14 protein-coding genes are annotated in these 19,814 nt (G+C 59.7%); 8 read left to right on the top strand and 6 right to left on the bottom strand.

Annotation, left to right across the window (positions count from 1 at the left end; translation table 11 throughout):
* Positions 1-370: 370 nt before the first annotated feature.
* The 6 genes from QQJ86_RS11255 to QQJ86_RS11230 all read left to right on the top strand — a co-directional run bounded on the left by QQJ86_RS11255 (position 371) and on the right by QQJ86_RS11230 (position 9,224).
* Complete coding sequence (locus QQJ86_RS11255) at positions 371-1,435, top strand: LacI family DNA-binding transcriptional regulator (protein ID WP_284321041.1); 1,065 nt, start codon at positions 371-373, stop codon at positions 1,433-1,435.
* A gap of 35 nt (positions 1,436-1,470) precedes the next feature.
* On the top strand, positions 1,471-4,479 hold the full coding sequence (locus QQJ86_RS11250) for a TonB-dependent receptor (protein WP_284321040.1): 3,009 nt from the start codon (positions 1,471-1,473) through the stop codon (positions 4,477-4,479).
* Between the two features lie 110 nt (positions 4,480-4,589).
* Entirely contained in the window at positions 4,590-6,053 is a 1,464-nt protein-coding gene (locus tag QQJ86_RS11245; RefSeq protein ID WP_284321039.1) for a glucoamylase family protein, read from the top strand.
* Between the two features lie 224 nt (positions 6,054-6,277).
* Positions 6,278-7,531, top strand: a complete 1,254-nt coding sequence (locus QQJ86_RS11240; RefSeq protein WP_284321038.1) for a sugar ABC transporter substrate-binding protein — start codon at positions 6,278-6,280, stop codon at positions 7,529-7,531.
* Positions 7,528-8,406 carry a carbohydrate ABC transporter permease gene (locus tag QQJ86_RS11235; RefSeq protein WP_284321037.1) on the top strand — a complete coding sequence of 293 codons (879 nt, stop codon included), beginning with the start codon at positions 7,528-7,530 and terminating at the stop codon, positions 8,404-8,406. Before QQJ86_RS11240 ends, QQJ86_RS11235 begins: the two co-directional genes overlap by 4 nt.
* Positions 8,403-9,224 (top strand): carbohydrate ABC transporter permease, encoded by an 822-nt coding sequence (locus tag QQJ86_RS11230; protein ID WP_284321036.1) that lies wholly within the window; start codon positions 8,403-8,405, stop codon positions 9,222-9,224. Before QQJ86_RS11235 ends, QQJ86_RS11230 begins: the two co-directional genes overlap by 4 nt.
* Before the next feature lie 125 nt (positions 9,225-9,349).
* Here QQJ86_RS11230 and QQJ86_RS11225 read toward each other — a convergent pair whose 3' ends face one another.
* Positions 9,350-10,441 (bottom strand): ABC transporter ATP-binding protein, encoded by a 1,092-nt coding sequence (locus QQJ86_RS11225; RefSeq protein ID WP_284321035.1) that lies wholly within the window; start codon positions 10,439-10,441, stop codon positions 9,350-9,352.
* 89 nt (positions 10,442-10,530) lie between these two features.
* On the opposite strand from QQJ86_RS11225, the gene QQJ86_RS11220 reads away from it, so the two are divergent.
* Entirely contained in the window at positions 10,531-11,883 is a 1,353-nt protein-coding gene (locus tag QQJ86_RS11220) for a GH1 family beta-glucosidase (RefSeq protein ID WP_284321034.1), read from the top strand.
* A 114-nt stretch (positions 11,884-11,997) separates the two neighbouring features.
* Here QQJ86_RS11220 and thrC read toward each other — a convergent pair whose 3' ends face one another.
* From thrC to QQJ86_RS11195, 5 genes are all read right to left on the bottom strand, one after another.
* Positions 11,998-13,335 carry a threonine synthase gene (gene thrC, locus QQJ86_RS11215; RefSeq protein ID WP_284321033.1) on the bottom strand — a complete coding sequence of 446 codons (1,338 nt, stop codon included), beginning with the start codon at positions 13,333-13,335 and terminating at the stop codon, positions 11,998-12,000.
* A complete protein-coding gene (locus QQJ86_RS11210) occupies positions 13,332-14,321 on the bottom strand; it encodes a homoserine kinase (protein ID WP_284321032.1) in 990 nt (329 codons plus the stop codon). The genes thrC and QQJ86_RS11210 overlap by 4 nt, the downstream gene beginning before the upstream one ends.
* Positions 14,318-15,460 (bottom strand): homoserine dehydrogenase family protein, encoded by a 1,143-nt coding sequence (locus QQJ86_RS11205; RefSeq protein WP_284321031.1) that lies wholly within the window; start codon positions 15,458-15,460, stop codon positions 14,318-14,320. Before QQJ86_RS11205 ends, QQJ86_RS11210 begins: the two co-directional genes overlap by 4 nt.
* Positions 15,461-15,548: 88 nt before the next feature.
* The gene (locus QQJ86_RS11200; protein WP_284321030.1) at positions 15,549-15,701 is read right to left on the bottom strand and encodes a hypothetical protein; all 153 of its coding nucleotides are present in this window, start codon (positions 15,699-15,701) and stop codon (positions 15,549-15,551) included.
* 167 nt (positions 15,702-15,868) lie between these two features.
* Positions 15,869-17,899, bottom strand: a complete 2,031-nt coding sequence (locus QQJ86_RS11195; RefSeq protein WP_284321029.1) for a bifunctional 2',3'-cyclic-nucleotide 2'-phosphodiesterase/3'-nucleotidase — start codon at positions 17,897-17,899, stop codon at positions 15,869-15,871.
* 166 nt (positions 17,900-18,065) lie between these two features.
* Between QQJ86_RS11195 and QQJ86_RS11190 the strand changes: the two genes are divergently transcribed.
* On the top strand, positions 18,066-19,778 hold the full coding sequence (locus QQJ86_RS11190; RefSeq protein ID WP_284321028.1) for an LTA synthase family protein: 1,713 nt from the start codon (positions 18,066-18,068) through the stop codon (positions 19,776-19,778).
* Positions 19,779-19,814: the final 36 nt, after the last annotated feature.

The following is a 19,814-nucleotide window of genomic DNA, read 5'->3' as shown; positions in this document are numbered from 1 at the left end:
CCTGCAAGCAGGAGGAGGTGGGGTGGGGTGAAGCAACCTCGCGATGAACTCAAATGATGCGGTAAGCGCAACGTTGCAACGCCTTTCGCGCACGCAACACCTCTACAACACATACCCTTCACGCACATTCGCCCGCTAAGGGCGCCTTCGATGACCATTTGATGCTGCGTCGCCGCGTGAAGACTTGCGCCTTTGCGAAAGCGGCACGGCGCGAAGCGCGCGTATTTGTGTGAGTTGACCACCCCTTCTGGTTTTTGCGCTGCAACGCAAATGGCCGCAGCAGCGCCTTTACAAGCTGCCATGAAAACGTTTACGTTTGCGCCAGCCTTTAGGATGTAAGGCCATTCATCCAACCAAAAGGACGCTTTCGATGACGACCAAAAACGCAACCATCAAGGACGTTGCGCGCGAGGCAAAGGTCTCGGTCGCCTCGGTATCGCGTGTGCTCAATGGCCTGGGCGGCGTCACGCCCGAAACGCAGAAAATCGTGCGCGAAGTGGCCAATCGCCTCAATTACATCCCGGACAACGCAGCGCGTAGTTTGATCACCGGTCGCACGCACACCATTGGCGCGGTGCTGCCGGATCTGTATGGCGAATTCTTCTCGGAACTGATTCGCGGCATCGACCTCGCCGCCCGCGCACGCGGATTGCACTTGTTGGTTTCCAGCTCGCACGACGGCGTGGCCGATGCCGCCGCCGCGGTGCGCGCCATGCGTGGACGCGTGGACGGCATGCTGATCCTTTCCGAATACGTCGACGCAGCCTTTCTGGAAGAAAACCTCCCCGAAAAACTGTCGGCGGTGCTGCTGAACAGCCCAGTGAAAAGCGCGCGCTACCCGGTGTTGAACATCGACAACCGTGCCGGCGCCATCGCCATGGTGCAGCACTTGATTGAAACGGGACACCAGCAGGTCGCTTTCATTAGCGGCCCGAAGACCAACTTCGACGCACAGCAGCGCGAGAAAGGTTATCGCGCCGCCATGACCAAGCATGCGCCGGGCATGCCGCTCACCATCGTCGATGGCAACTTCACCGAGGAATCGGGCTATCGCGCAGGGCGTGAACTGTTGGCCAAAAAACCGCGCCCGCAAGCCGTATTCGCCGCCAACGACATGATGGCGATCGGCTGCCTGTACGCCTTCAAGGAAGCCGGTATCGATGTTCCCGGCGACATCGCGCTAGCTGGCTTCGACGACATTCTGATCGCGCGCTACATCACGCCGCCACTGAGCACGGTGCAAGTGCGTATCGCGGATCTGGGACGCATTGCATTGGACCGTCTTGCGGCTTTGCTGAACCCGGCCGATAGCACGCCAGCATCGGTCGAAACGCTGGGATGCGACATCGTCATCCGCGAATCCTGCGGTGCAAAGAAGGGCTCGGTTGCCGCACCGAACAAGCCCCGCAGGTCGCCACGACCATCACCCACATAACGACACCCGCACATCGCTCGGGGAGGGGAGAAACAATGAAAGCCGTATCGAATGTCCGGAAGCTCATGCTGGCGCGATGGATTGCCGCATCGATCACCGCCACTGCAGCTTTGCCGATGATCTCCTTCGCGCAGAGCTCCGATGCGAACTTGCGCGGTACGGCTGCCCCCAATGTCACGGTTACTGCCCGAAACGTTGCCACGGGATACACGCGCGTCACTACATCCGGCAAGGATGGCAGCTACGCGCTGGTGAGCTTGCCGCCCGGCACCTATCAAGTTGACGCAGGTACGGGCACTGAGCACACGGTAACGTTGACGGTGGCATCCACCTCCACGCTCAATCTAGCTGCAGCAGCACCTGCCGTTAACGCGCAAAATCTCGGTCCGGTCACGGTCAGTGCTACCACCTTGCCGGAGATGACCACTTCCGAAGTCGGCACCCTCGTGTCGCAGCGTGACATCGCGACGGTTCCGCAGATCACGCGTAACTTCCTTGAGTTCGCCGACACCGTGCCCGGCATGGTGTTTACTGTGCAGCAGAACGGCAACACCAGCCTGCAATCCGGCGGTCAGGCGCCATCCGGCATTAATGTCTACATCGACGGTATTGGCCAGAAGAACTACGTGGAGAACGGTGGCATTACCGGGCAGAACAACACCCAAGGCAACCCGTTTCCGCAGTTGGCGATCGGCGAGTACAAAGTTGTCACCTCTAACTACAAGGCCGAGTACGACCAGATTTCCAGCGCTGCGGTGATCGCCGAAACCAAGTCCGGTACCAATGAATACCACGGGGAAGTGTTCGGCGACTGGACCGATACGCGCATGCGCTCAATGACACCGTCGGAAACCGCTACTGGGGAGAAGACACCTTCACACGATAAGGAATACGGTTTCTCATTCGGTGGACCGATTATCAAGGACAAGGCGCATTTCTTCCTTGCCTACGAGGGCAAGGAATACGACACACCTATCACGGTTGTGCCAGGTGCGGCCTCTCAGCAATTGATTTCGCAATTGCCGGCCAGCGCGTTGGCCCAACTCGGACCGTCTGGCTTACCGTTCAAGGAAAATTTGTACTTCCTAAAGTTCGACTACGAGCCGACTAATCGTGATCGCATCGAAGTAAGTGGCAAGTACCGCCATGAAACCGCCATCACCGGGACCGGTACCGGTGTGGCAGCGTCCTCGGCGCTCAATCAAATCAACTACGATCGCCGCTTCGATATCCGTTGGGATCACAGTGCAGATGCATGGTTCAACCGCCTGCAGCTCACCTATGAGAACGCGTTCTTCAAGCCGAGTGCCATCAACATCGGCAACGGTTCCACGTATACGCCTTATAACGACCAAAACACATCGATCCTGACTGTGGGTGCGGCCGACCCGCGCGGCACGCAGGACAAGGGCCAGAAAGGTCCAGCGATTCAGGATGACTTGACGTTCAATGATCTTGAATGGCATGGCGATCACGTCATCAAAATGGGCGCCAAGTACAAGCTGATTCAGCTCATCGCGCAGGACGCGGGTGAGTTCAATCCGCAGTTCACGTATGACGTCACGCCCACGGGCACGCTATCAGAGCCATATCAGGTGCTGTTTCCGATTGCGCTACCTGGCACCAGCCCGATCGTAAGAACCAATGACAAACAGTTCGGTGCGTATATCCAGGACGATTGGACGGTGGATCAGCATCTCACGTTGAACTTGGGTGTTCGCTGGGATTACGAAGAAACACCGTCGTACCTCAATTTCGTCACGCCGCAATCGGTGGTCAATGCGCTGTATTCGCAGAATCCGAACGCAGCGCCAGGCGTGACTTATGCGCAATCGCTGGCATTGGGCGGAGTGAACGTCAACGACTACATCAGCAACGGGCACAATCGTCACGCGCAGAAGAATGAATTCCAGCCACGCTTTGGTTTCTCGTATGACATCAACGGTGATCAGCAGCATGTGATCCACGGTGGCGTCGGTCGTTCCTATGACCGCACCATCTACGAGATCCTGCAGCTGGAACAAACCAAGCTGGCATTGGCCGAAGCGACCATCACGTTCCCCAACCAATACCACTCGTGCACGCCGAGCCCGAATTGCATTCCGTGGAATCCGGCTTATCTGAGCGGTATCGGTGTGCTGCAGGGACTGCTGACCGGCACCACTGCGGGCCGCGAAGTGGACCTGATGAACAATCATCTGAAAACGCCGTACTCCGATCAGGTCAGCATTGGCATGCGCAACCAGCTCGGTGACTGGATCACCGATGTGACGTGGGCGCAGGTCAATCGTTTCCAGGGTGTGGTGTTCACCCTTGGCAACCGCTGGCCCAACGGGGCTTTCTGGCAGGGTGGCGGCCAGCCGTGGAGCCAGAGTATTCCGGGCTTTGGCAATCTGATCATCGCCAACAATGGCCTGACGCAGAAGACGCAGCAGGTGCTGATCTCGGCGCAGAAACCCTACACGCCGGAATCGGGCTGGGGCATCAACATCGCCTACACATACACGAAGGCGAAGCAGAACAACGACAACCAGGATGTGACCGATCAATACGCGTTCGACGAAGCCACCATTCAAGATTATCCCTACCTTACTTCAGCCGTGGCCAAGCATCGCTTAGTGGTTTCCGGTTCGAACGATGCGCCATGGGGACTTCTGTTTGGTTACAAGCTCACGTTGGCCACGCCTATTCCGGGCATCAATCTCGCTTGCTATGGTGCGCCGGCTCCGGGCAACGGTAGTCTCGGCAGTGGTTGCCTCCCGTATTCCTACACACCTTCAGGTTCACGCTTCCTGAGTGGTCCGATCTTTGGCTATCGCTCGATCGATTTCCAGATCACCAAGAACTTCAAGATCTATCAGAACGTAAGTGGATACGTGCGTTTCGATCTGCTCAACGCGTTCAACTGGAACAACTATAGCGATTACATCTACAACCCCGGCCAGAACAGTGTGTTGAACAAGGTTCTGGTGTCGTATGACCCCACCGGTAACATCTATGGCACGCCGCGCGAAGTGAAGCTGACGCTGGGCGTGAAGTTCTGATGACGCTTGCTCCCTATGGAAAGGGAGTGCTCTCGAATTCCGGTACGCGTCCCCTCGACGTACCGGAATTCGCGAGCCTTTTCCTATGTTCTTGAGTAAAGTCCCCACGCATGACCTCCCGACTTCTTCGAGTTGTCGCACTGAAAGCGCTGCTTGCCGCCCTAGTGTTCTGCAGTGGCGCGACGCAGCTGGCGTGGACGCGTACGGCCGCGCACAGCTTCGAGAGCTTTTCCAAACCGCAGCAGGTTATGGTGGAGGATCTGGAGCGACGCACGTTCCAGTGGTTCTGGGATAGCGCCAATCCTGCCACCGGCTTGATACCCGATCACTATCCGGGTCCTTCGTTCTCAAGCATTGCTTCGGTAGGTTTCGGCCTCACGGCTTACGGCATTGGTGCGGAGCGTGGCTACATTACGCGTGCGCAAGCGGTCGATCGCACGCTGGTCACGTTGCGCTTCTTTGCCAATGCCCCGCAAAACGACAGCGAAGATAATGCCTCTGGCTATCACGGTTTCTTTTACCACTTCCTGGACATGCAGACCGGTAAGCGCTTCGAGCGCTCGATTGAGCTGTCTAGCGTCGACACCACGCTATTGCTAGGTGGAGTGCTGTTCGCGCAGAGCTATTACGACCGTGATACGTCGAAGGAAAAGGAAATCCGCAAGCTAGCAGATGACATCTATCGACGCGTCGACTGGACCTGGATGCAGCCGCGCGCACCGCTGATCAGCATGGGCTGGACGCCGGGCGGCAAGTTCATCGATGCGGATTGGAAAGGCTATGACGAGGGCATGCTGGTCTACATCCTCGCCTTGGGTTCGCCGACGCATACGGTTTCCGATAAAGCCTGGCCGGCATGGACGAGCAGCTATCCCGCGCAATGGGGCAGCTTCTACGGACAGACCTTTCTCAACTTTGCACCGTTGTTCGGCCATCAATACAGTGAAGCGTGGGTGGACTTCCGTGGTATTCGCGACGCGTGGAGTCGCGAACACGGACTGGACTACTTCGAGAACGGCCGCCGCGCCGTCTACGCGCAGCGTGCGTATGCGGTCGCCAATCCCGGCCACTGGAAGGGCTATGACGCGAACGTGTGGGGACTCACGGCGTGCAATGGTCCTGGCGACATCACCTTGCGCCTTCCCGATGGTAAGGAGCACAAGTTCGATGGTTACACCGCGCGTGGTGCCGGCCTGGACTATGTTTCCGACGACGGCACCATCGCGCCCACTGCAGCGGGCGGCTCCATCGCTTTCGCACCGGACGTCGTGGTGCCGGCGTTGCAAGCGATGAAAGATCGTTACGGGGACGATGTTTACGATCGCTACGGTTTCGTCGATGCGTTCAATCCTAGCTTGGATACGGATGCTTCACCCAAAGAGGGTAGGGTGGTACGCGGAAAAGGCTGGTTCGATACGTTGCAGATCGGCATCGATCAGGGGCCGATCGTGTTGATGATCGAAAACTGGCGTAGTGATTTTGTGTGGAACGTGATGCGCAGGAATCCGTATATCCGGAAGGGGCTTCAGCGTGCAGGATTCTCGGGAGGGTGGCTGGAACACACAACTAGGTGACCGCCTTTCCGCGTACTTCTTCTATCCAGAGGCATGGGTATCTACATCTTTCCATGAAGATCCATTTTGCCCCGCCGTCATTCCCGCGAAAGCGGGAATCCATTCGCCCTGATGCAGAGGCGAAGATGGATTCCCGCTTTCGCGGGAATGACGGCCCCAAGGAGATCAACTATCTCAGAGAAGGGGGAAGGGCGCGGTCCGCATTTTGGCAAATCATTGCTGTAATGCTGGTCTATGTGTGTCTGGTTGCATGTGCACAAAATTCCGATCCCCGCACCCTTACCTTCTGGACCATCGGCCGCGAAGGCGAAGCCATCACCCAACTGCTGCCGGAATTCGAACGCGAAAACCCCGACATCCACGTATCGCTACAGCAACTGCCGCTCAGCGCCGCGCATCAGAAGCTACTCACAGCCTTCGCTGGTGACTCCACACCTGACATGACCCAACTCGGCAACACGTGGTTGCCGGAGTTAGTTGCACTTGGTGCCTTGGAGCCGTTGCAGACGCGCGTCGCCAACTCAAAGACCATCCATCCAGACGACTACTTTCCCAGCATCTGGTCTACCAATGTCTACGATGGTGCGCTCTATGGCATACCGTGGTACGTCGACACGCGCCTGCTGTTCTATCGCAGCGATTTGTTGAAAGCGGCAGGCTTCAATGCGCCGCCGCGCGATTGGAACGATTGGCGGCGCATGCTCGCCGCATTGAGTCATCCTGAGCGCGGCCAATACGGCATCCTGCTGCCTACCAATGAATACGAGCAGCTGATGTCGCTGGCGCTGCAGCAACCCGACCCGCTGCTGCGCGATGGCGGCCGCTATGGCAACTTCGAAAGCGCGGGTTTCAAGCGCGCGCTGATGTTCTACGTCGATACGTTTCGCCTGCATCAAGCGCCGCCCATCACCAACGTCGAAGCTGGCAATCCGTGGGTCGAATTCGGCCGCGGCGTGTACAGTTTCTACTTCTCCGGCCCATGGAACATCGGCGAATTTCGTAAACGTCTGCCATCCTCGGCAGAGAGCACATGGAACACGGCGTTGCTGCCAGGGTCGGATGGTCCGGGCGCAGCGGTTGCCGGCGGTTCCAGTCTGGTGATCTTCCGCAAGGCCAAAAACAAGGATGCGGCGTGGAAGCTGATTGAATACCTCTCGCGTCCCGAAGTGCAGAGCCGCTTCTACGATCTGCTGGGCGACATGCCACCGCGGCGCAGCTCGTGGAACGAAGGCAGCTTGCGCAGCGATATCAAGGCGCAGGCGTTCCGTGAACAGTTGGAACACGTAAAGCCCACACCGCCGGTGCCGGAATGGGAGCAGATCGCTAACGAAATGCAACTCGTCGCCGCACAAGCCGTCGCGGGTGATCTCAGCATCGATCAGGCTGCGGCCGAAATCGATCGGCGTGCCGACCGCATTCTGGAAAAGCGGCGCTGGATGCTGGATCGAGCGCAACACACGTCGAGTGCGCCGCCATGAGTGCCCAGCGCTCCGCATGGTTGTTTCTCGCGCCAGCCGCGATCGTGCTAGGGGTGTTTTTCCTGTTGCCGGTGATCGGCGCATTCGTGTTGAGCCTCACTGATTACGATCTCTACGCGCTGGCCGATATCCATAATCTGCGCTTTGTCGCACTCGGCAACTACTGGACGTTGCTGCACCGTCCGTTGTTCTGGTCGGCGCTCGGGCATACCGTGTATTTCGTTGCAGTGGGTGTACCGCTGTCGATGGTAATTTCGCTGTGCGCTGCGCTGCTACTCCATTCTCCGCTTGCGCGTTGCAAACCATTCTTCCGTACTGCGTTGTTTGCGCCAGTGGTCACCACGGTGGTCGCGGTGGCGGTGGTCTGGCGTTACCTGTTCAACACCAAGTACGGGTTGGTGAATTACGCGTTGGGCTGGATCGGCCTTCATCCCGTCGATTGGCTGGGCGATCCACATTGGGCGATGCCCGCGATCATCCTGTTCGCGGTGTGGAAGAACTTCGGCTACAACATGATCATCCTGTTGGCGGGCTTGCAGGCCATTCCAGCTGAGCTTTATGAAGCGGCGCGGATCGATGGTGCGTCCACCTGGCGGCAGTTTCGCCACATCACCTTGCCGATGCTCGCGCCGACGCTGTGGATGGTGGGCATTCTTACCGTTTCCGGTTACTTCCAATTGTTCGCCGAGCCGTACGTGATTACCGAGGGCGGCCCGCTGCAAAGCACGGTCAGCGTGCTGTATCTGATGTACAACGAAGGCTTCAAATGGTGGAACCTCGGTTCCGCTTCCGCCATTGCCTTCCTGCTGTTCCTGATCATGTTCGTCGTCACGGCATGCATGTTGCGGCTTGGTCGCAAGGAAGCCGAAGCATGAATCCGCGCATCGCCAAGGCTTTGATCAACGGCTTGCTGATCGGCGGTACCTTCGTCGCGCTATTTCCCATGCTGTGGATGCTGTCCGTATCGCTGATGCAGCCGGGTGAGGCGGGTGCATTGCCGCCACCGTTGCTGCCGGCGCATGCGACGCTACACAACTATCAGGAATTGTTTGTGCGCGCAGGCATGGGGCGCTATCTGCTCAACAGCCTGCTGGTATCCACGGCGATTACGGTGTTGTCGCTCGCACTGAATCTGATGGCTGGCTATGCCTTCGCCAAATTGCGCTTTGCCGGGCGCGATGCCTTGTTCAGGGCCGTGGTCGGGATGCTGGCCATTCCTGCGCAGGTGGCGATGCTGCCTTTGTTTTTGATGCTCAAGCCCGTGGGCCTGGTGAACAATTATGGCGGCGTGATCGTGCCGGCGATGGCCAGTGCATTCGGCATCTTCCTGGTTCGCCAGTATGCGCGCAGCATTCCTGATGAGTTGCTTGAGGCAGCGCGTATCGATGGCGCAGGCGAGTTGCGCATCTTCGTGCGCATCGTGCTGCCGTTGCTCAAGCCGATCATGGTAACGCTGGCGATCTATACGTTTCTGCTCGCGTGGAACGACTTCATGTGGCCGTTGATCGTGCTGACCGGGCAGGAGCATTACACCTTGCCGCTGGGCTTGGCGTCGCTGGCGCGCGAACACGCGACGGATGCGGAGCTGATGATGGCCGGCTCGATGATCACCGTGGCGCCGGTATTGGTGCTGTTTCTGGCGTTGCAGCGGTATTACCTGGAAGGTTTGCTGTTAGGCAGTGTGAAAGGGTGATGCTTGCGATGATGCCATTCACCCCCGGCATAGCCGTCATTCCCGCGAAAGCGGGCACGCGAGCAGAGCACATCCATGTGCTCTCCCCGCGTGCCCGCTTTCGCGGGAATGACGACATCATGGTGTTACTCAATGCGCGCGCCGCTTTCTGCATCGAAGAAATGCAAACGCTCCGGATGAAAGCCCAGATGCAGCGAACTGCTCGGCGCAGGCATCTGCTGCGGCGGTACGCGCGAAACGATGCGCTGATCGCCGAAGCGCAGATTGAGAAACACCTCGTTGCCAACCGGCTCAATGACCTCCACCTGCGCTTCCAGCGCCGCAGCGTGCGGCGCAGCCGGTTGCAGATCTTCCGGGCGCACACCCAGCACGATCTCGCATTCGTTCCATGTTTCGAGGGTCGCGCCTTGGCCGGGGAACAAGCTGAGTGGCAGCGTGGCGTTCGGCAGCATCAACTGCCAGCCATTTTCCCGATGCAGCCGCCCACGCAGCAGATTCATGGCCGGCGAACCCAAAAAAGCGGCAACGAACAGATTGGCGGGCCGCGCATACAAATTCATCGGCGTATCGATCTGCTGAATCCTGCCGCCATCGAGCACCACGATGCGCTCCCCGAGCGTCATCGCTTCCACCTGATCGTGCGTGACGTAGACGGTGGTGGTGCCGAGTTGCCGATGCAGCCGCGCGATCTCCACGCGCATCGTAAGGCGCAGCTTGGCATCCAGATTGGAGAGCGGTTCGTCGAGCAGAAACACCTTCGGTTCGCGTACCAGCGCACGACCCAGCGCTACGCGCTGACGTTGGCCACCGGACAACGCAGCCGGCCTTGCATCCAGGCGTTGCTCCAGTTCGAGCACGCGCGCAGCTTCGCGCACGCGGCGGTCGATCTCCTCCTTGCGTTTGCCGCGCAAATGCAGGCCGAAACCAAGGTTTTCCGCCACCGTCATGTGTGGATACAGCGCGTAATTCTGGAACACCATCGCGATATCCCGATCCTTGGGCGCAACGTCGTTGACCACACGCTCACCGATGCGCAGCGTGCCGGAGGAAATCGATTCCAGGCCGGCAATCATCCTGAGCAGAGTGGTCTTGCCACAGCCAGAAGGACCAACCAGCACCAGCAGCTCGCCGTCCTTGATGGTGAAACTCGCCTCCTCGACGCCGACATGGCCGTTGGGATAGACCTTGCGCACCTGCTCAAGACTAACTGTCGCCATCGAAATGCAGTCCGTTCCGTAGCAATGGGTTATTCTCACCGCGTAATCGGTTACATCAAGCCGCATTGCGGCATGGAGAGTTTCGCATCATGACCCGTAGCTATCGCTTCCCGGTCGGTTTCGTGTGGGGCGCTGCCACCTCGGCTTACCAGATCGAAGGTTCGCCGTTGGCCGATGGCGCGGGCCCCAGCATCTGGCAGCGCTTCGCGCACACGCCCGGCATGATGGCAAACGGTGATCATGGCGATGTGGCTTGTGATCATTACCGTCGCTACAAGGACGACGTGCAACTGATGCGCGCATTGGGTTTGCAGAGCTACCGCTTCAGTATTGCCTGGGCGCGCGTGTTGCCGGAGGGCACCGGCCGCGTGAATCAGAAAGGCCTGGATTTCTATTCGCGCCTGGTCGACGAACTGCTTGCGAACGGCATCGAGCCTAACGCCACGCTGTTTCATTGGGACTTGCCCGCTGCGCTCGATGATCGCGGCGGCTGGTTGAACCGCGATGTCGCACATTGGTTCGCCGAGTATGCGCAGGTGATGTTCGATGCGCTGGATGATCGGGTGAAGCGCTGGTCCACCATCAACGAACCGTGGGTGGTCACCGATGGCGGTTACCTGCATGGCGCGCTTGCGCCGGGGCATCGCAGCAAATACGAGGCGCCGATCGTGGCGCACAACCTGATGCGGGCAAGCGGTGCGGCCATCCAGGTCTATCGCGCGATGGGTCGTCATCAGATCGGCGTGGTGTTCAATATCGAACCGAAGTATCCGGCTTCGCAGAGTCGCGCAGACGTTGCCGCCGCGCGCCGTGCGCACGCTTATATGAACGAGCAGTTCGCCAATCCCGCCTTGCTCGGCTCCTATCCGCCGGAACTGAAGGAGATTTTCGGCGATGCATGGCCCGATTTCCCGGCCGAGGATTTCCAGCTCACCAAGCAACCCGTGGATTTCGTTGGCATCAACTATTACACCCGTTCGGTGGTGAAGCATGATGATGACGGCTATCCCTGCCATGCCACACGCGTGCGCCAGGCGAACGCCACGCACACCGAAACCGATTGGGAGGTCTACGAGCAGGGGCTGGTGGACACCTTGATGTGGTTCAAGGATCGTTATGGCGATCTGCCGCTGTACATCACCGAGAATGGAGCGGCCTTCTATGATCCGCCGGTGGCAGAGGGCAATGTGGTGGAAGATCCGCTGCGTATCGCCTATTTGCGTAAACATCTGCGCGCGCTGCATCAGTGCATCGAGGCGGGCGTGAATCTCAAGGGCTATTACGCGTGGTCGCTGCTGGACAACCTGGAATGGTCACTGGGTTTTGCCAAACGCTTCGGTTTGTATCACGTGGATTACGCGAGCTTGAAGCGGACGCCGAAGGCGTCGGCGAAGTTTTATGCGAAGGTGATTGAGACGAATGGTGAGGCGCTTGGCAGTTAGTCGATAGTTCCTCATAGCCGTCATTCCCGCGAAAGCGGGAATCCATCTCTGCTTTTTTGCACCATGGCAAAATGGATTCCCGCTTTCGCGGGAATGACGGCTGTGAGGATGACTTCAGGGGGCGGCATCTACGTGCCGCGCGGCTTCTTCCAATAGCCATTCGCGTAATGCTTCGTCTCTAGCCACCATCGGCTCTGCAGAAGCCGGCCGTTGCAACATGGCTGCCAATGCGGGTGGCACTTCCACGGACTTGCCGATCAACGGCTCAACCACACTCTCGAACTTCGCGGGATGCGCCGTAGCAACCACGGCCCACGGTGAGCTATCACCCGCGGCACGCAACTGATCCAACACATGGATTGCCGTGGCTGTGTGCGGGCAGAACACTTCACTGTGCTCGCGTGCGTGCAAGGCGATGGTGTCGGAGATCGTTCGATCGTCCACGCTCTGCGCTTGCAGTTGCTCGCGCAACACATCTGCTTGCGGGAACGTCCAACGCAGACGCTCGAAATTGCTGGGAGCACCCACATCCATAGCATTGGCTAACGTCGCTACCGCTTCACGCGGTGCGTAGTCGCTTCCAGCAAAGAAATCCGGCAACGTGGCGTTGGCATTGCACGCAAGGCGGATTTTTCCAAGCGGCAGACCCATCGCTCGCACCCACGCCGCCGCTAGTGCATTGCCGAGGTTGCCGGTGGGGACGATCAGGTTAAGCGGCTCATGATGCGCATGCCACCACGCCACTGCAGCGTGCGCGTAGTAGCTCATTTGCGGCAGCAGGCGGCCAAGGCTGATGCTGTTGGCGGAAGAAAGAGGTGATTGGGCTTGCAGGGCCGTGTCGTTCAACGCGGCTTTCACCATGCGCTGACAGTCGTCAAAACGACCTTGTACGCGTAGTGCCTGCACGTTGTCGCCGAAACAGCCCAGCTGATGCGCTTGTCGCGGTGACACGCGACCATCCGGATAAAGGATCACCACCTCGACGCCAGGTTGATGATGGAACGCAGCGCCGACGGCTGCGCCCGTGTCGCCAGAGGTCGCCACCAGGATGGTCAGTGGTGCGGCGCTATCGCCACGCAGGCGGCGCAGACAAGCTGCTAGAAAGCGTGCGCCGACATCTTTGAACGCCGCTGTTGGCCCATGAAAGAGTTCGAGCACTGACGTTTTCGGATGCTGCGGCAGCGCCCGCAACGGCGTTGGAAACGTAAGCGCCTCCGCGCAGATTGCGGGCAATTCGGCTTCCAGTGCATCACCGGCGAAGAAAGGCGCAAGCAGCATCGAGGCCGTTTCGTCAAGGCTGCCGTCCGGTTTGAAATCGCCGACGCTAAGCTTCGGAAGATGATCCGGCACGTACAGGCCACCATCTGGGGCAAGACCCGCAGCGATGGCTTCGCTTAGTGTGGCAACCGGGCTGGTGCCGCGCGTGCTCAGATAATGCAAGCTTGCACTCATGCGTTCGCACCTGCGTCGGTCGAAGGAACAAGCGTTGCGGCGGGTCCGTCGACCGGCGAAACGAAGGTATCGCTATCCAGCCCAACTTCTGCAAATGCGTGCCGCATGGCTTCGGCGGCAGCTTCGGCTCCAGCGCGATGTTCGAACCAGCCGAACACGCTTGGCCCAGCGCCTGAAATGCTGGCACCCAGCGCCTTGTGATCCATCGCCGCCTGTTTTACGCGCGAAAAATTCGGTACCAGCGGTGCACGGCGCGGTTCAACCAACACGTCGTTCAAACCCTCGCGCACCAGCTCCGCATCGCCGTTGAAACAACCCGCCAGCACCAGTGCAAGATTGGCCGACTGCGCCACGAATTCGCCAAGCGCGTAATCGCCGGCCAGCGCCGCGCGCGCCTTGCGCGTTTCCAACACCACGTGCGGATGCACCAGTGCACAGTGCCAGCTTGCCGGCACGGGAAGGCGTACCAGGCGATCACGCGTAGCGAGCACCAGGCCACCCAGCAACATGGGGCCTACGTTATCGCCATGGCGTCCGCCGCTGGCAACCGCTTCACCTTCTACCGCAAAGCCATACAGCGATTCGCGCGACAGCGGCCGTTCCAGCAGCGCGTTTGCCGCGACCAGCGCAGCCACGCACGAAGCGGCTGAACCACCCATGCCCGAGCCCAGCGCGATGCCTTTGTGCAGCGAAATCTCGAAGCCGTGTTGCAGGCCGAGCGCTTTGCGCAACGCCATGAGTGCGGCGCCTGCCGTGTTCTGCGCAGCGTCGGTGGGAAGCACTTCCACGCAGCCGTCGATGCTCGCAATGCGTACGACCGGCGCATCGATCCGGCGCACATCGGCGCGGTCGCCTGCACCGGCGATGCAATGCCCAAGGATGTCGAACCCCACGCCTACGTTGCCGACGCTGGCAAAGGCGGTAGCGGAGGCAGCTTGCAGACGTTGCACGGGCATGGCGGGTTTCACGGCAAAAGGAGCGTTCATGCGCGCACCTCCAGCGATTCGGCAATGCGCAGCAGATCGGCAAAAATCCCGGCCGCCGTGACTTCCGGACCGGCCCCAGGACCTTGCACCAGCAGCGGATTATCGCGGTAACGCTGTGTGCGGAATTGCACGATGTTATCCGTAAGCCGCGTGTGCGCGAACGGGTGAGTGCCTGGCAGCACCTGCAAACCGACCTGCGCGCGGCCGTTGCGGTCGAGGCTGGCGACATGGCGCAGCACGCCCTGACCGGCATGAGCCTCGGCAATGCGCGCAGCCATCGGCGCGTCCATTTCGTCCAGCCGCGCCATGAATTCCTCCAGTGGCACCTCGGCTAGTTCGGGCGGCACCAGGCTTTCTACCGTCACATCATGCAAGGACATCGGCCAGCCGGCTTCGCGCGCGAGGATCACCAGCTTGCGCGCCACGTCCATCCCGGAAAGATCGTCGCGCGGATCGGGTTCCGTATAACCCAGCGCATGCGCTTCGCGCACCAGTGCGGAGAAGGGACGTTTGCCATCGTAATGGCAGCACAGCCAGGCGAGCGTGCCGGAGAACATGCCTTCCACCGAAAGCAGTTGATCGCCCGTGTCGAGGAGATCGCGCAGTGTCTGCACCACCGGAAGGCCGGCGCAGACCGTGGCTTCGTAACGGAAACGGCCACCATGCTGGCTTGCTGCGCGAATCGATTGCCAGCGCGAAAGCGGGCCGCTGCTGGCGAGTTTGTTCGGCGTTACCACGTGCACACCGGAGGCGAGCCAGTAGGGATACTGCGAAGCCACCATATCGTTCGCGCTGCAGTCGATCAGCATGGCGTGGCGCGTGCCATCGGCACGAACGTGCGCGGCGAATTGATCAAGATCGGTAGGGCGCCACGTCTGGGCGTCATGCTGCGCATTGAGTTCCGGATCGTCGCAATCCAGCCACATGCGGCGACTGGCGGCCACGCCGCAGAGTTTTAATTCCAATCCTGCTTCGCGCAGCAGACGTTCCTGCGCAGCACGCAATTGCGCCAACAGCACACTGCCGACCCGGCCCGGACCGATGAGGCCGACAGCGAGCGTTCGTCGTCGTGAAACGGCGGCCTGCAGGGGAGGCAGACGATGGGGATGTTCGGCGATGAGTGATGCACAGCTTTCCATGACGGCCTCCGGTAGAGGCCCCTTACTCGCTGGCGGTTCGGGAGTGCCGGCCCGCCTCGTCGAGGGCGGGACCGTTTGCGTGTGAAGACTATTCGCGCACAGACACCACCCCAGACCCAGTCGTTCCGGTTCCGGTAGTGGAGGTAATAATCGTGGCGATAATTGTTGTCGCTGCAGCGCCAATACGACCGGTAATGACCGGTGCGAATTCGATGCGTGCTGGCGTGGATGCGTGCGACATGGGCTCGACAATAGTTGTGCGCTGCAGCGGCTGTCAACTGTTGCCTAATGAAACTATTGCATGAGGTCAAGTGGGAAAAGTTTCAGGAGAAACTGTGTCATCGCCCCACGCGATGTAGTCCCCTCTCCCCCCATCTTTGATTAAGGATGGGAGAGGGAGTAAAGCGACTAATGCGAGAGATCGATTGCGTAAACGGCCGTCCCATCGCCGTTGTCACGAAGCTGGCGAACATCGCGCAATCCATCCGCTTCCGCCACGGCCTGCTTGTCGCTCGCGGACGTAAACACCACTGCCCCGCGCGTCTTCAGCCGTGCAAAATGCCAAGAGGCACGCGGCAAATCATCGGCGCTAAGCGTCGGATGCGCCTTCAGCCAGTCCGCAAGAATCTCACGCGTACCATCTGGCGAAGCCAGCACGATGTTGCTGCCATCCAATCCTGGAAAACGTCCGCCGCCGCTGGCGCGATAGTTGTTCGTCACTACCACGAACGTCTGTGATGGTTGCACCGGCTTGCCCTGATAGCGCAGCTTTTCGATGCGCTGTCCAACCGGCTTGGAAACATCGATGAGATAGCTGATGCCGCCTTGGATCTGATCGAAATTGAAGCCCGGATATTTCGCGTTGATCAGCTGCTGCTCGCCGTCTGCATTCGGATCGATGCGATTGAAGCGCTCGGCGGATTTTTCCAGCCACGCCTTGAGCGTTGCGCTGTCGATCTTCACCGCCGACAACGTGTTCGGATAGAAGTAAAGGTCTGCAGCATTGCGCAACGTGAGCGGGCCTGCTTGCACATCGGTGTAATCGTCCGAACCGCCGAAACCGTTGCGGAACGCGGCAGCTGCCGCAAGCACCGGTGTGTTCGCCAATTCGGGGTGTGAGGTAAGGAGTTCACGCTTCGCGTCATCGATCTGCGCCGCATTCACTGGCGCGAGTGCACTCATGTCACCCTCGTCGGCGAAATAGCTGCTCATGCGCACGGTGTTTTGGCCGATCGGCGTGTTTACGTAATCAATCGCCGATTGCTGCACTTTGCCCACCACCAGCGAAACCTGTGGATCGGCCGGCACACAGTTCGAAGGCGTAACGGTAGGCTTGCCCTTGATCAGCATCGGCGGACAGATCGGCCACACCTGGCTGAAGGTTTTGTTCTTGTCGATCGCCCAATGATTTTGCTGGCGCACCAGCGCAAGCCGGATCACGCCGAGATCCTTGCCGAAGAAGCCGCCCATCACCGCCGGCACGCCGCGCACAAAACCGTGTTCGTCATCCACGTCCTGCATGTGCTCGAAACGCGGGCCGGGGAAATCCGTGTGCTCGTGGCCCATCAGCAGCACGTCGATGCCGGGCACGCCAGCGAGGTGCCAGCCGCCATTTTCCATATCCGGGGTATACGGCGATGTGTTCATGCCACCGTGCAGAATCGCGATGACCAGATCCGGATGCTGGGCCTGGATCTCCGGCAGATATTTCTGCGCCGCTTCCACCACGCCGGTGACGGTGACCTTGCCTTCGAGATGTTGCTTGTCCCACTGCATGATCGGTGGTGGTGTGAAGCCGATGATGGCGATCTTCAGCGGCACACTGATCTTGCTGCCATCGGGCGTGAACGCAGCCATCTGGCGCGTCACGACCGTCCACGGCTGGACGATCGGTTTGCCGTCGCGCGTGCTGTACACGTTTGCCAGCACCAGCGGATAGTGCGGACCGGCGCAGCGTTGTGCGGCGCCACCGTCCACGTTCATCGGCGTGCCGGTTACTTGCGAGAGAAAGGGCAAGCCGTAGTTGAATTCGTGGTTGCCGAGTGTGCCGCCGTCATAGCCCACGGCATCCATCGCCTTGTAGATCGCCAGCTCTTCGCTGCAATCCACCTTGTGTACCTGGGCCTGATAATCGGCCAGCACGCTGCCCTGGATGGTGTCGCCGGCATCGAACAGCAGGCTGTTGGTGAATTGCTCGCGCGCCTTGCGGATCAGGGTGACGGTGCGCTCGAAGCCCAGCGTCGGGTCGGCTTTCTGCTTGTAGTAGTCGTAGCTGAGGATGTTGGAATGCAGGTCGGTGGTTTCCAGCACGGCCACGTCGGCACGCAGGCCGTCCGGCAGTGGCTGGGTGCGAGGCTGTTCCGCCGGATGCGGTTGGCTTGCGCAGCCGGCAAGAAACAGGGCGGCGGCGAGGGCGGGCAGGTAGGAGCGGTGGGCCATGGGGAGGTTCGGCAACGGTAAATGCATGAACCTAGCAGATATGGGTGACAGCCCGCGCCTGGCCAGGCACATGCTCCGGTACCGAAAGCCACCTAAAATGACGGTATTTTGACAACCAGGACAACGCGCCGTCCCCACCGGCGCGACCATAAGGGGAAAGCCACCCATGCCGTTGATTCTGTTTCGCGCCCAGCGAAGCCGCGTGACTGCGGTCTGCGCCTTGGCGTTCTTTGCCATCTGCGTGTGGTTCACCGCATGGCAGGAGCCCTTGCTGGAGCAGCGCCTGTTTGTGCTCACGCTGATGCTGAGCGTGTTCGGCATTGCGTTGTTCGTGTTCACGCGCATGGCCTTCGCGCTGGTGTTCAGCAGCGGCTTGTTCCTGCTGCTGCGCGCCATCACGGTGCTGAAGGAGCAATACCTGGAATCGCCGCTGATGCCGGCGGATTTTGTGTATTACGTGCGCTCTAGTCTGTTCGAAACGCTGCGGCGCTATCCGGACATCTACAGCGTGGGCCTTTGCGTAGGCATCGCTGTGCCCATCGTGTTGTGGCTGGCGTGGTATTGCGACCGGCAGCTGTTTTTGCACTGGCGCAAGCTGCCGCGAACCTTGCTGCGTATCGGAGGCATTGCGTTATGCGCGCTGGTGTTCTGGATCTGCCTGCTTCCTGCCGGACCGTTCGAGCAAGTGCATGCGCGCGGTGCATGGGAGAAGATGTCCGACGATGCGGATCTCACCAATTTCTTCGTGAATCTGCGCGATTCCAGCGTGCACGTGCCTGCGGCTTCGGATGACGCGACAGCCGCGCGTGACTGGCAGGCAACCGCCACCGAACTGCCTTCAAACGTCGATCCCAGCCACTATCCCGACATCGTGCAGGTGCTGGAAGAAAGCACCTTCGATCCGGCTCCGTTTGAGCATTGCACGGTGCCCGAATGCCAGCTGGCGATGTTCAAGCCGGACGAACGCACACGCGGCACAGGCGTGATGCGCGTGCATACTTTCGGCGGCGGCACTTGGGTGAGCGAGTTCGCCGCACTTACCGGCATGCCGCAGGATATCTTCGGCCCCGGCGGCATGTACGCACCGTATGTACTGGCGCCGCATGTGCGCAATTCGCTACCGCTGCAGCTGAAAAAATTGGGCTATACGACCGTGGCGGTGTATCCCACGCACGGCGAATTCCTCAACGGCCGCGATGCTTACAAAGCCTACGGCATCGATCATTTCTTCGGCGCCGGCGAGCTTGGCCTGGACGACTGGGATGAAACGGATGCTCAGATGTTCGACGCCGCCAAGCGCGTCTACGACAAGCTGAAGAAGCCGGGTCAGCCGATCTTCCTGATGGTCCTCACCATCAATCAGCATGGTCCGCACAACGATCCGATGTCGACCTTGCCCAAGCAGTTCCAGAACCTGCTGCAGGGGCTGCCGCCGGCCACCGCGTTGAACTTCGATACCTACCTGCAGCGCCTGCATGATTCGGACGTGGCGATGAAAGGCCTGGAACACGATTTCCTCGATCGCGAGCAACCCACTGTGCTGGTGCACTTCGGCGACCATCAGCCTTCCTTCGATGATCTGATGCGCACGTTGCCGCGCAAGCTGCCGCCTGCACTGGTGCCGTATCAGGACTACCTCACCTACTACATGATCAAGAGCAATGTTCCCGGCGCGGCCTTGCCGACCTATCCCATGCTTGATATCGCGCATCTGCCGGGAATGGTGCTGAAGGCTGCTGGATTGCCGATGGATTCGTATTTTTCGGCCCTGACATCGTTGCGGGAGCGGTGCAACGGTATGTATGCGGATTGTGCAGACAAGAGCCTGGTCAAATCGTATTACGGATGGGTCTTCAACCGGTTGCGCGTGTACCAGTAGCAAGCTTGTCGTGTGCACAGCCTCTATGAGACCGTC

This window comes from Dyella acidisoli (genome assembly GCF_030160295.1).
GTDB classification, from domain to species: domain Bacteria; phylum Pseudomonadota; class Gammaproteobacteria; order Xanthomonadales; family Rhodanobacteraceae; genus Dyella_B; species Dyella_B acidisoli.
Note: the sequence above shows the minus strand (reverse complement) of the source record. Positions and strands in the feature narration are given on the sequence as shown.

Excerpts from the sequence above, each read along its gene's own strand:
- QQJ86_RS11195 (WP_284321029.1), bottom strand. The coding sequence starts at position 17,899 with ATGGCCCACCGCTCCTACCTGCCCGCCCTCGCCGCCGCCCTGTTTCTT.
- QQJ86_RS11250 (WP_284321040.1), top strand. The coding sequence starts at position 1,471 with ATGAAAGCCGTATCGAATGTCCGGAAGCTCATGCTGGCGCGATGGATT.
- QQJ86_RS11200 (WP_284321030.1), bottom strand. The coding sequence starts at position 15,701 with ATGTCGCACGCATCCACGCCAGCACGCATCGAATTCGCACCGGTCATT.
- QQJ86_RS11255 (WP_284321041.1), top strand. The coding sequence starts at position 371 with ATGACGACCAAAAACGCAACCATCAAGGACGTTGCGCGCGAGGCAAAG.
- QQJ86_RS11205 (WP_284321031.1), bottom strand. The coding sequence starts at position 15,460 with ATGGAAAGCTGTGCATCACTCATCGCCGAACATCCCCATCGTCTGCCT.
- thrC (WP_284321033.1), bottom strand. The coding sequence starts at position 13,335 with ATGAGTGCAAGCTTGCATTATCTGAGCACGCGCGGCACCAGCCCGGTT.
- QQJ86_RS11235 (WP_284321037.1), top strand. The coding sequence starts at position 7,528 with ATGAGTGCCCAGCGCTCCGCATGGTTGTTTCTCGCGCCAGCCGCGATC.
- QQJ86_RS11230 (WP_284321036.1), top strand. The coding sequence starts at position 8,403 with ATGAATCCGCGCATCGCCAAGGCTTTGATCAACGGCTTGCTGATCGGC.
- QQJ86_RS11210 (WP_284321032.1), bottom strand. The coding sequence starts at position 14,321 with ATGAACGCTCCTTTTGCCGTGAAACCCGCCATGCCCGTGCAACGTCTG.
- QQJ86_RS11245 (WP_284321039.1), top strand. The coding sequence starts at position 4,590 with ATGACCTCCCGACTTCTTCGAGTTGTCGCACTGAAAGCGCTGCTTGCC.
- QQJ86_RS11225 (WP_284321035.1), bottom strand. The coding sequence starts at position 10,441 with ATGGCGACAGTTAGTCTTGAGCAGGTGCGCAAGGTCTATCCCAACGGC.
- QQJ86_RS11240 (WP_284321038.1), top strand. The coding sequence starts at position 6,278 with ATGCTGGTCTATGTGTGTCTGGTTGCATGTGCACAAAATTCCGATCCC.
- QQJ86_RS11220 (WP_284321034.1), top strand. The coding sequence starts at position 10,531 with ATGACCCGTAGCTATCGCTTCCCGGTCGGTTTCGTGTGGGGCGCTGCC.
- QQJ86_RS11190 (WP_284321028.1), top strand. The coding sequence starts at position 18,066 with ATGCCGTTGATTCTGTTTCGCGCCCAGCGAAGCCGCGTGACTGCGGTC.